Origin of the sequence: Limisphaera ngatamarikiensis, assembly GCF_011044775.1 — a bacterium.
Taxonomy (GTDB): Bacteria; Verrucomicrobiota; Verrucomicrobiia; order Limisphaerales; family Limisphaeraceae; genus Limisphaera; species Limisphaera ngatamarikiensis.
On sequence record NZ_JAAKYA010000082.1, the window covers coordinates 74,113 to 86,268 of the forward strand.

At 66.7% G+C, this 12,156-nt stretch carries 6 protein-coding genes; 2 read left to right on the forward strand and 4 right to left on the reverse strand.

The genetic code is table 11. The features are described from left to right. Positions 1-111 precede the first annotated feature (111 nt). Positions 112-486: a response regulator gene (locus G4L39_RS12400; RefSeq protein WP_165108526.1), complete on the forward strand. Its 375-nt coding sequence runs from the start codon at positions 112-114 to the stop codon at positions 484-486. A 117-nt stretch (positions 487-603) separates the two neighbouring features. Here G4L39_RS12400 and ilvB read toward each other — a convergent pair whose 3' ends face one another. From ilvB to G4L39_RS12420, 4 genes are all read right to left on the reverse strand, one after another. Further along, complete coding sequence (gene ilvB / locus G4L39_RS12405; RefSeq protein ID WP_205880998.1) at positions 604-2,472, reverse strand: biosynthetic-type acetolactate synthase large subunit; 1,869 nt, start codon at positions 2,470-2,472, stop codon at positions 604-606. A 91-nt stretch (positions 2,473-2,563) separates the two neighbouring features. Then, positions 2,564-7,462, reverse strand: a complete 4,899-nt coding sequence (locus G4L39_RS15495; RefSeq protein WP_165108528.1) for a multidrug efflux RND transporter permease subunit — start codon at positions 7,460-7,462, stop codon at positions 2,564-2,566. Positions 7,463-7,501: 39 nt separating this feature from the next. Continuing rightward, positions 7,502-8,749 carry an efflux RND transporter periplasmic adaptor subunit gene (locus G4L39_RS12415; protein WP_165108530.1) on the reverse strand — a complete coding sequence of 416 codons (1,248 nt, stop codon included), beginning with the start codon at positions 8,747-8,749 and terminating at the stop codon, positions 7,502-7,504. An 8-nt stretch (positions 8,750-8,757) separates the two neighbouring features. Continuing rightward, the gene (locus G4L39_RS12420) at positions 8,758-9,459 is read right to left on the reverse strand and encodes a TetR/AcrR family transcriptional regulator (protein ID WP_165108532.1); all 702 of its coding nucleotides are present in this window, start codon (positions 9,457-9,459) and stop codon (positions 8,758-8,760) included. Between the two features lie 176 nt (positions 9,460-9,635). Between G4L39_RS12420 and G4L39_RS12425 the strand changes: the two genes are divergently transcribed. Beyond that, a complete protein-coding gene (locus G4L39_RS12425) occupies positions 9,636-11,990 on the forward strand; it encodes a heavy metal translocating P-type ATPase (RefSeq protein WP_165108534.1) in 2,355 nt (784 codons plus the stop codon). Positions 11,991-12,156: the final 166 nt, after the last annotated feature.

The following is a 12,156-nucleotide window of genomic DNA, read 5'->3' on the forward strand; positions in this document are numbered from 1 at the left end:
GCGGGGACGCGGTCCCTCCCATCGGACCGCGAGGACGCCCTCCCGATCGGCTGGATGGTGTGGGTGGAAGAAAGCCGTTGCAATCGGCGGTCGGGGTTTCAAGCTGTGGGTGTGACGAAGCCACGTTTGCTGTTGTTTTACGAGCGGTTGTTGCCGGGGACGCAGTTGGTGAACCGGCTGGAGGATCTGGGGTATGAGGTGCGGACGGTGGGGGCGGTGGAGGATCTGCCGGTGGTGACGGCGGCGTGGAAACCGCTGTTGGTGCTGGCGGATTTGGAAAGTTCGCGGGGGAACGTGGTGGAGGCGGTGCGGCGGATCCGGCAGGATCCGGGCACCTCGCATGTGCCGGTGTTGGGGTTTTGTGGGGGGCGGGTCGGGGACCTGATGGAGCGGGCGCGGGAGGCGGGTGCGACGTTGGTGGTGCAGGACGTGGCGCTGGTGCAGCACCTGGCGCAGTGGTTGGACCAGGCGCTGGAGGTGGACTGAGGGGGATTGGGGTTGTGAGGTCGGGTGGCGGCCGGGGTTTTGAAAAAAAGGAGACCGGGCCCTGGGGAAGGCCCGGTCTTTTGGGTGGTGGTATGGGGCGTTGTGTGGGGAGGAAGCTCAGTCTTCCCAGATCATGTCGGCGACCGTACGGCCTGCCGGTATGAAAGGTAGCACATGCTCGGTGTAGGGGACAACCACGTCGAGCACGTAGGGTTCGTCGGCGTCGAGCATGCGCTGGAGTGCGGCGCGCAGGTCGCGTTTGTACATCACGCGTTCGCATTTGACGTTGAAGCTGGCGCACATGCGGACGTAGTCGGGGTAGATTTGGTGACGGTTTTCGGGGTCACCGAGGTAGGTGTGTCCGCGGTTGCCGCCGTAGAATTTGTCCTCCCACTGCACGACCATGCCGAGGTGCTGGTTGTTGAGGATGATGGCCTTGGCGGCGATGTGTTCGATGTGGGCCATGGCCAGTTCCTGGGCGTTCATGAGGAAGGACCCGTCGCCGTCGATGTCGATCACCTGGCGGTCGGGTCGGGCCACTTTGATGCCGAGGGCGGCGGGCCAGCCGAAGCCCATGGCACCGAGGCCGCCGCTGGTGATGAATTGGCGGGGTTCCTTGTATTTGTAGAACTGGGCGGCCCACATCTGGTGCTGGCCGACGCCGGTGGTGATGATGGCCTCGCCCCGGGTGAGTTCGTAGAGCATTTCGATGACCATTTGGGGCAGGATGACCTCGCTTTCCATGCCGCGGAGGTGATCCCGCATGTGCTGGGATTTGAGGACCTCCTCGGTGACGCGGTAACGGAACGGCGCGCGGCGTTTCCATTCGGCGATCTGGGCGTGCCAGGCGTCGAACCGTTTTTGGATGGGCCGTTCGCGCAACATGGCGTTGAGCCGGCGCAGGGCGTAGCCGATATCGCTGTGGACGGGCAGGTGGGCCCGTTTGTTTTTGTTGTGTTCGGCGGCGTCGATGTCGATGTGGACGATGGTGCCGTGTTTACAGAACTCCTCGACCTTGCCGGTGACGCGGTCGTCGAAGCGCACGCCGAAGGCCAGGAGGAGGTCGGCGCCGTCCTTGACCTTGACCATGGGGTCGTTGGGGTTTTTGCGGGGGAGGTATTCGCCGTTGACGGCCCAGTTGGCGTAGGCGGCGCCGTGCATGCCGAGCCACCGGAGGGACAGCGGGTGGTCTTCGGGGAAGGCGCCGATGCCCATGAGGGTGGTGGTGACGGGGATCCCGGTGCGTTCGGCGAATTCGCGCAGGTCAGCGGCCGCGTTGGCGCTGATGATACCGCCGCCCACGTAGAGCACGGGGCGTTCGGACTGTTCGATGAGTCCGATGATCTCGTTGAGTTCGAGGTCGGAGGCCTTGGGACAGGGGTTGTACCCGCGGAACCTGACCTCGGCCGGGAAAAACGGCTGGGTGCGGGCCTGCTGGACGTTTTTGGGCAGGTCGATCACCACCGGGCCGGGCCGGCCGGTTTGGGCGAGGTAGAAGGCTTCCTTGACCACGCGGGCGATGTCGTTGACATCGGTGACCAGGTAGCTGTGTTTGACGATCGGCAGGGTGATGCCGAACATGTCGGTTTCCTGGAAGGCGCTGCGGCCGATCATGTGGGTGCTGACCTGGCCGGTGATGGCGACCAGGGGCACGGAGTCCATGTAGGCATCGGCGATGGCGGTGACGAGGTTGGTGGCGCCGGGGCCGCTGGTGGTCATGACGACGCCGGCGCGGCCGGTGGCGCGGGCGTAACCTTCCGCGGCGAAGCCGCCGCCCTGTTCGTGGCGGGGCAGGTAGACACGGATCTTCCTGGACCGGGTGAGGGCCTGGTGGACCTCCATGCTGGCGCCGCCCGGGTAGGCGAAGATGGTGTCCACGCCTTCGCGTTCGAGGGCGGCCACCAGGATTTCGCTACCGGTCATCATGGGGCCAAGTTCGCCCTTTTTGGTTTGCACCGTTTGGGATTCGATCGACTGACTGCTCATACGGTTGTTTCTCAGGTTGCCGGCCGGCGTCGTGGGACAAACAAAAAACCCACGACCGTTGCCAGCCGTGGGTTCTTGTCCAAACGAACGCTCAGGTTCGACAAGAGCCAACGGCGGCGCCGTCGCCCAGGGCGACGACCACCAGACCTACGACTACTTGCCGAACGTTCCGCAACATCTTGGGTCCAACCGTACGCTGCGGACCGGGGCGGGTCAAGTCTGCAGGTGCGAAGAAAATTGGGGCGCGGGGGTGGTTGTAGGGGTGTGGCACGGGGCGGTGTCGTGGGGTTTGGGGCCCGGAGCTGGTTGGTTGGACGGGGCCGGTTTGTGGGTGGTGGGTTGCGGTGGTGGGTTGGGGTGGTCGGGGTTCGGGGCCTGAGAATCCGCCGGGCCGGGTTTCGATTTCCCAGCCGCCGCCGAGGGCTTTGTAGACGGCGACGTGCGCGGTGAGGAGCCGGGTTTCGGTGGCGGCGAGCTGGTTTTCGAGGGCGAGGAGGGCCCGTTGGGCATCCAGCACGGTCAGGTATTCGGCCACGCCGGCCTGGTATCGTTGTTCGGCGAGGGTGACGGCCTGGCGTGCGGCGGCGACGGCGGTGCGGAGGTGTTCGGCTTCGGTGCGGGTTTGGCCGAGGTTGACGAGGGCGTTTTCGGTTTCTTCGAGGGCCTGGAGGACGGTTTGTTCGTAGCGGGCCAGTTGGGCTTCGGCGCGGGCGCGGGCGGCGGCGAGGCGATCGCGCACGCGTCCGAGGTCGAGGGCGGCCCATTGGATTCGGGGGCCGAAGGAGTAGGCGTCGGAGCCGGCGTCGCCCAATCCGGCAAGGTGGGAGGCCTGCCAGCCGAGGGTGCCGAGGAAGGTGACGCGTGGGAAGAGATCGGCCGTGGCGACGCCGATGCGGGCGGTGGCGGCGGCCAGGTCCTGTTCGGCGGCCTGGATGTCGGGGCGGCGGCGGAGGAGATCGGAGGGATTGCCCACGGGGATGCGGTCGGGCAGGCGCGGGAGTGGAGCGGCGGCTTGGAGTTGGGGGGTGAGTGCCGTGGGCTGTTGACCGGTGAGGACACTGAGGCGGTGGATGGTTTGTTGGATGGCGTTTTCGAGGGCGGGGATGAGTGCCAGGGTACTTTCGTATTGGGCTTGGGCGCGGGCCAGATCGAGTTCGGTGGCGCGGCCGCCGTCGAGTTTGGCGCGGACGATTTGGAGGGTTTCCTCCTGGAGCCGGGCGTTGTGTTGGGCGACGGCGAGTTGTTGTTGGAGGCCGCGCAGTTCGCAGTAGTTGCGTGCGATTTCGGCCATGAGGCTGAGGAGCACGGCGCGGCGCCGGGCTTCGACGGCGGCGGTGTCGGCCCGGGCCGCCTCGATGGCGCGGCGGACGCGGCCGAAGAGGTCGAGTTCCCAGAAGGCGTCGAAACCGGCGTCGAAGAGCTGGCCCTCGCGGCCGTCGCGGGGCACGCCGGGCATGGCGTCGACGGCGCGGGCGCTCCGTGTGAATCCGCCCTGGGCCTGGACGGTGGGGAAGGCGTCCAGGGACTGGAGGTGTCGGAGGGCGCGGGCTTCCTGGAGTCGGGCGGTGGCGATGCGGAGGTCGTGATTACCGGTCAGGGCCGTTTGGATGAGGTTTTCCAGCAGGGGATCCTGGAACTGGCGCCACCACTCGATGTCGGCGGGGTCGGTTGTGAAGGGCTGGCCTTGGGCGTGGGTGAATGCGGCGGGCATGGGGGTGGCCGGGGTGTGGTAGTCGGGGCCGACGGTGCATCCGGACAGTCCGATGAGGGTGAGGGTGGCGGCGAGGAGGAGTGCGGTGTTGGCGGGGCCGGGCGAGCCGGAGGGGCCGTGGGGTTGGGTTGTGGGCGGAGTGGGTCGGGATCGTTCGCCGGCCAGTCTGCGGAGCACGACGTAGAAGACGGGGGTGAGGAAGATGCCGAAGGCGGTGACGCCGAGCATGCCCCAGAAGGTTGCGGTGCCGATGGCGCGGCGGAGTTCGCTGCCGGCGCCGGCGGCGATCATGAGGGGGAAGACGCCGGCGGTGAAGGCCAGGGAGGTCATGAGGATGGGGCGGAGCCGGAGCCGGGCCGCTTCCAGGACGGCATCGAAGCGGTTCAGCCCCTTGTCCTGCAGCTGGCGTGCGAACTCGACGACGAGGACGGCGTTTTTGCAGGCCAGGCCGATGAGGACGACGAATCCGATCTGGCTGAAGAGGTTGTTGTCCATGCCGCGGCTCCAGAGGCCGAGGATGGCGAACAAGAGGCTCATGGGCGTGATGAGGATGATGGCCAGGGGTAGCAGCCAGCTTTCGTATTGGGCGGCCAGGACGAGGAAGACCATGACGACGCAGAGGAGGAAGATCCAGGCGCCGGTGCGGCCGGCCTGTTGTTCCAGGAGGGTGATTTCGGTCCATTCGAAGCCCATGCCGGGCGGGAGGATTTGTCGGGCCATGGCTTCGATGATGCGGGTGGCCTGACCGGAGCTGATGCCCGGGGCGGGGACGCCGCTGAGGTCGGCGCTGGGGTAGAGGTTGTAGTGGGGGATGGTGGTGGGGCCGGTGGTGTTGCGGATGGAGACGAGTGTGCCGAGGGGGACCATTTCACCGGCGGCGTTGCGGGTTTTGAGGTCCAGGACGTTTTCCGGTCGGGCGCGGAAGGGTGCATCGGCCTGGGCAACGACCTGGAAGGGTCGGCCGAAGAGGGTGAAGTCGTTGACGTAGAGGCCGCCGAGGTAGACGGAGAGGGTTTCCCAGATGGCGCTGAGCGGGACGCTCATGCGTTTGGCTTTTTCGCGGTCCACCTCGAGTTGGACCTGGGGGACGTTGCCGCGGTAGGTGGTGATGACGTTTTGGAGTCTGGGGTCCTGGTTGGCGGCGGCCATGAGGGCGAAGGCGGCGGTTTGGAGGGCCTGGGGTCCGAGGTTGGCGCGGTCCTGGATTTGGAGTTTGAAGCCGCCGACCGATCCCAGTCCATCCACGGGCGGGAGGTTGAATCCGACGACGACCCCTTCGGTGATGGAGGCGAATTTGGGTTGGAGCATGGCCAGGACGCGGTTGCTGGTGAGTCCGGTTTTGCGGCGTTTGTCGAAGGGTTCCAGTCGGACGACGATGGTGGAGGCATTGGGCTGGCTGCCGAAGGAGAGGATGGAGAAGCCGTCGAGTTTCAGGACCATCTCGACGCCCGGTGTGTTCCGGATCATTTCGTAGACGCGGCTGCTGACCTCGATGGTGCGGTTGAGGGAGGCGCCGTCGGGGAGCTGGAGGTAACAGAAGAGGGTGCCCTTGTCCTGGACAGGGATGAAGCCGGTGGGGACGGTGAGGAAGCCGAGCCCGGTCAGACCGAGCAGCCCGGCGTAGAGGATCATGACCATGACACCGTGGCGGATGACGAGGCGCAGGGCCCTGAGGTAACCGGAGCGGCAGGTTTCGAAGGTGCGGTTGAAGGCCTGGAAGAAGTGTCCGACGGTGCCGTGGATGAGGCGGCTGATGAGGTCGTGTTTTTCGGTGTGGGGCCGGAGCAGCAGGGCGCAGAGTGCGGGGCTGAGGGTGAGGGCAACGAAGGCGGAGATGAGGGTGGAGACGGCGATGGTGAGGGCGAATTGCTGGTAGAACCTGCCCTGGATGCCGGGCAGGAAGGCGGTGGGGAGGAAGACGGAGCTGAGGACCAGGGCGATGGCGACGACGGCGCTGCCGATTTCGTCCATGGCCTGTCGGGTGGCCTCGACGGGGGATTTGCCCTCGGCGAGGTGACGTTCGACGTTTTCGACCACGACGATGGCGTCGTCCACCACGATCCCGATGGCCAGGACGAGTCCGAAGAGGGTGAGGTTGTTGATGGAGAAGCCGAGGGCGGCCATGACGGCGAAGGTGCCGATGAGGGAGACGGGCACTGCGACGAGGGGGATGATCGAGGCGCGCCAGGTTTGGAGGAAGAGGATCACCACGAGGGTGACCAGGACCATGGCTTCGAGGAGGGTTTTGATGACTTCGCGAATGGATTCGCGGATGTAGATGGAGTCGTCGCGGACGATGCGATACTCCATGCCGGCGGGGAAGCGCTGGCGGAGTTCTTCCATGGCGCGCCGGACGGCGTCGGCGGTTTCGATGGTGTTGGATCCGGGTTGTTGGAAGATGCCGATGGCGACGGCGGGTTTGCCGTCCAGCCATGCGCTGATGTTGTAGTCGCGGGCGCCGAGTTCGATGCGGGCGACGTCGCGGAGGCGGGTGAGGCGCCCGTCGGCGCCGGTGCGGAGGATGATGTTGCCGAACTCCTCCTCGGTGACGAGACGGCCCTTGACCAGGGCGACCAGTTGCAACCGGGTATCCGGGGGTGTGGGCGGTTGGCCGAAGACACCGCCGGCGACTTCGACGTTCTGTTCGCGGATGGCGTTGACGACGTCGCCCACGGTGAGGTTGCGGGCGGAGAGTTTTTCGGGGTCGAGCCAGACCCGCATGGAATAGTCGCGGGCGTTGAAGATGAGGACGTCGCCGACGCCCGGCAGGCGGGCCAGGACATCCTTGACCTGGAGGTAGGCGTAGTTGCCCAGGAACACGTCGTCCAGGGAACCGTCGGGGGAGAAGAGGCTGATGACGGCGGTGAGGCTGGGGGAGCGTTTTCTGACTTCGATGCCGAGGCGCCGGACCTCCTCGGGCAGTCGGGGCAGTGCCAGGGCGACGCGGTTCTGCACGTGGACCTGGGCCAGGTCAATGTCGGTACCGACCTTGAAAGTGACCTGGATGACGAGGGAACCATCGGCGGCGGAGGAGGAGGACATGTAGAGCATGTTTTCCACCCCGTTGATTTCCTGTTCCAGCGGGGTGGCCACGGTGGCGGCGACGGTTTCCGGGCTGGCGCCGGGGAAGCGTGCGCGGACGAAGACGGTGGGCGGGGCCACTTCCGGGAAGGAAGCCACCGGCAACTCCAGCAGGGCCAGCAGCCCCACCAGGGTGATGAAGATGGACAGGACCGCGGCGAAGATGGGTCGGCGGATGAAGAAATGGGAGAACTTCATGGCACGAGCGGGTTGGACGGAAGTTGCATGGTGCGTGGGTTAGTGTTGTCCCTGGGCGGGTGCGGTTCCGGGTTCGACCACCTGGACCTTGAGGCCGGGTCGGAGCATCAGCAGCCCGCTGACGACGACGTTGTCGCCGGGCTGGAGACCGGAGCGGATGATGCGGAGGGTGCCGTGGGATCGGCCCGGGTCCACGGGTCGGGGTTCGACGATTCCCTGGGCGTTGACGACGTAGACGAATTTGCGGGTTTGCTCGGAGAGGATGGCGGCCTCGGGGATGAGGAGGGCCTGTTGGAGTTGTTCCACGGGCAGTCGGACGCGTGCGAACATGCCGGGGATGAGGCGGCGGTCGGGGTTGGGGAAGACGGCGCGGAGTCGGACGGTGCCGGTGCGCGGGTCGGCCTGGTTGTCCACGAAATCGATGTGGCCGCGATGGGGGAAGTCGGTGTCGCCGGCCAGGGCCAGTTCGCAGGGGACCGGTTCGGTGCCGGGTTGGGTGAGGCCGGGGAGACGGTCGCGGTATTGTTGGAAGGTTTCCTCGGGGACTTCGAAGTAGGCGTAGATGGGGTCCTGGGTGACGAGGGTGGCGAGGAGTGTGCCGGGCATCATGGTGCTGCCCTGGATCATGTTGCCGATGGCGACGAGGCGGCGGCCGATGCGGCCGTCGAGGGGTGCGGTGATGCGGGTGTAGGCGAGGTTGAGTTCGGCGGTGGTTTCGGCGGCGCGGGCTGCGGCCAGGGCGTCTTCGGCGGCGCGGACGGCTTTGGCGCGGGCGTCGTATTCTTCGTCGGCGATGGCGCGGGATTGGCGGAGGCGCTGCGCGCGTTCGAAGTCGTTGCGGGCGAGTTCGAGCTGGGTTTCGGCGCGGCGCCGTTCGGCGCGGGCGCGTTCCAGGTCGGCTTCGTAGGGTTTGGGGTCGATGACGAACAGCAGTTGGCCGGCTCGGACCTCCGCGCCGTCGCGGAAGTGGATGGATTCGAGGTAACCGGCCACGCGGGAGCGGATTTCGACGGTATCCACGGCCTCGAGGTGGGCGGGGTATTCATCCCAGTTGGTGACCGGGGCGGTGACGGGGTGGGTGACGGTGACCTGGGGGATGCGGGCCGGAGGTGGGGCGGGTGGTCGGCCGCAGGAGACCAGGGCGCCCAGGGTGAGGAGGAGGGCGCCGGTCAGGGCGGTGTGGATGGCGGGGTGGGGTTTGGGTGCGGACGCGTTTCCGGCCCGGGTTGGGATGCCGGGCGCGGTTGGGTTGTGGCGTGGGCGGATGAGGCGATGGATGGTTTTCATGAGAGTGTTCATGGTTTTGAGGAGAGGCGTTCCGGGTTGGGGTCGGGCCGGGCGCCGGTGGTTGCCGGCGGCGGTGCTTCCAGACCCGCGATGCAAAAGCTGAGGAAATGGGGGAGCAACGATTCGGTGTCGAGGGGGTTGCAGAGGCCCTCGGTTTTTTGGAGGGTGCGGCCCGGGTTGCAGAGCAGCAGGGCCAGGGCACCCCAGATGAATTCGTGTCGCCAGTAGAGGGCGGTTTTGGAGAGGTGGGGCAGGCACCGGCCCAGGAGGTCCAGGAAACCCTGGCGGACGTCGGCGAAGACGTTTTGGAAGATGTCCTGCAGGGGTGCGGCCGGTTCGGTGAGGACGCGGCCGAGCAGGCGCATGACGATGGAACCTTTGCGGGCGTCGGTGGTGGCGAGGTCGAGGGCGGGTCGGATCATGGATTCGAGGATGAGGCGCAGCGGGGGTGTTTGGGGTGGGGGATAGTTTGCGGCGAGTTGGGCGAGGGTGGATTGGTGGGTTTGGCGGAGCGGTTCGAGTCGGCGGAGCAGGACGGCGCGGATGAGACCGGTTTTGGATTCGAAGTGGTAGTAGAGGACGGGCAGGGTGACGCGGGCGCGGGCGGCGATGGTGCGGATGGAGGCGGGTTCGAACCCCTGTTCGGCGAAGGTTCGTTCTGCCGCATCGAGGATGCGTTGTCGGGTTTGGGCTGTATCGGTTCTGGGCATCGTCCAACCTGTTTATCCCTAACGATCGTTCGATAAGTTAGCGACGAGCGCGGACGTGTCAAGAGTGTGGGTGGGGTGGGTCGGGCGTTGCGACCGGGCGCGGGGCGAGGTTGAGGGGTTTGGGGTTGCGGGTTTGCGGTGGCGGGGCGGGGGGCGGTTGTGCTATGGATGGGGGCATGGGACCGAGGGGATCGGGGACCGGGGCCGGGTCGGATTGCCTGGCGCGGTCGTTGTTGCAGGTGTTTGCGGAGGAACCGTCGTTGGAGGCGGTTTCGGTGGATCGGGAGCGGAAGCTGGTGGAGGTGGCGACGCTGGGCCGGACGGATGTGGTGCGGTTGCGGGAGCGGTTGGAGGCGGGTTTGCGGGAGGTAGCGGATTTGCGGGTGGGGCGTGAATGTGCGTTGGTGTCGGGGCGTGGGGATTGTCGGACGTGTGGTCGGCCGTTACCGGAGGCGGATGTTCGGCAGTTTCGGTTTCGGCATGAGCGCGGGGTGACCACAGTGAGTCGGGTGACCTGTCCGACGGCGCCGACGTTGTGGCGGTGGCGGCGTTGGCCGTTGCCGCGGTTTGTGCAGCGGGACGTGGATGTGGAGGAGGTGGAGTCGCATGAGGGGGAGTGGCGGTGGCAGCTGGCGGCTTCGTTGGTGTGCGGTGGACTGACGTTGATGGCGGTGGTGGGGTCTGCGCGGGGTTGGGGTGCGGGTTGGGTTTTGGGGTTGCAGGTGCTGGGGTATGTGGCTGGTGGGTGGTTTGCGGTGGAGGAGGCGTGGGAACGGTTGCGGCGGTATCGCGGGTTGGACGTGCATTTTTTGATGCTGGCGGTGGCGTTGGGGAGTGCGGCGGTGGGGCAGTGGGCGGAGGGTGCGGTGTTGTTGTTCTTGTTTTCGCTGGCGGGGGCGCTGGAGCATTACGCGCTGGAGCGGACGCAACGGGAGGTGCGGGCGTTGTTTCGGAATGCACCGAAGACGGCGACGGTGTTGGGGGAGGATGGTGGGGAGCGGGAGTTGCCGGTGGAGGCGGTGGAACCCGGGATGCGGTTGGTGGTGCGGCCCGGGGCGCAATTTGCTGTGGACGGCGAGGTGATTCGGGGGGAGAGCGCGGCGGACGAGTCGAATCTGACCGGTGAATCGCTGCCGGTGGGGAAGCGTGTGGGGGATGTGGTGTTGGCGGGGACGCTGAATTTGTGGGGTGTGTTGGAGGTGCGGGCGTTGCGGCCGGCGTCGGAGAGTGCGCTGCAGAAGATTGTGCGGTTGATTCGGGAGGCGCAGCGGCAGAAGGCGCCGGCGCAGCGGTTTACGGAGCGGTTCAGTGCGGCGTACACGTATGCGGTGCTGGGTTTGACGGTGGGGATGTATTTGGTGTGGTGGTGGGGCATGGGGTTGGCGCCGTTTCGGTCGCCGGATCCGGGTCAGCCGGGGCTGAGCGCGTTTTATCGGGCGATGACGTTGTTGGTGGTGTCGTCGCCGTGTGCGCTGGTGCTTTCGATTCCGTCGGCGATTTTGGCGGCGATTGCGTGGGGTGCACGGCATGGGATTTTGTTTCGGGGCGGGGCGGCGGTGGAGAAGCTGGCGGAGGTGACGTTGGTGGCGTTGGACAAGACGGGGACGTTGACGACGGGGGAACTGAGGGTGGAACGGGTGGAGAGCCGTCCGGCGGGTCGGGAAGGGGAGGTGCTGGTGCTGGCGTGTGCGGTGGAGCGGTGGTCGAATCATCCGCTGGCGCGGGCGTTGACGCGGCATGGGAAGCAGCTGGGGCTGGAGTTGCCGGAGGTGAGCCGGTTTGAGTCGGTGACCGGTCAGGGTGTGAAGGCCCGGGTTGGGGATCGGCTGGTGTGGGTGGGGCGTCGGGAATGGATTGAGGCGGAGTTGGGCGGCGGGGTATCGGCTCCGGCGGACTGGGTGGTCGGGGACCGGCCCGGGGAGGTTTGGGTGTGGTTGTATCGGGAGGGGTTGTGGGGCCGGATTTTGTTGCGGGACGAGGTGCGTCCGGAGGCGGCGGGCCTGGTGGAACGGCTGCGTCGGGCGGGTTTGCGTTTGGTGGTGTTGACGGGGGACCGTCGGGCGGCGGCGGAGCATTTGCGGCGGGAGCTGGGTGTGGACGAGATTCGGGCGGAGTTGAAGCCGGAGGAGAAGGTGGCGGCGATTCGCGAGTGGAGCGAATCCGGGGAACGTGTGGCGATGGTGGGGGATGGTGTGAACGATGCGCCGAGTTTGGCGGCTGCGCATGTGGGGGTGGCGATGGGGGCGCGCGGGTCGGATGCGGCGCTGGAGCAGGCGGACGTGGTGTTGATGCATGATCGGATTGAGAACTTTCTGGCGGCTTATGAGCTGAGTCGGCGTGCCCGGCGGATCATCCGGCAAAATCTGGCGGTGTCGTTGGGGACGGTGGTGGTGTTGGTGGTGTTTGCGTTGCTGGGCAAGATTCCGTTGCCCCTGGGGGTGGTGGGTCATGAGGGGAGCACGGTGGTGGTGGTGATGAACAGCTTGCGACTGTTGGTGGGGCGGTGGTCGGGTTCGACCCGTGGTGGGTGAGGCCGGCCCGGGTCCGGGCGCGAGTTGTGCGCGGTGGACTGGGCGGGTTTGTGAGGGCGTGGGGTGCTCCGGCGGGGTGGGCTCGTGGTTATGGGGCGGGTGGTTGGCCGGGCGGCGCGGTCGGTATGGGGGACGGGGGCTGGTGTGGCGGGAATGGTGTGGGGTC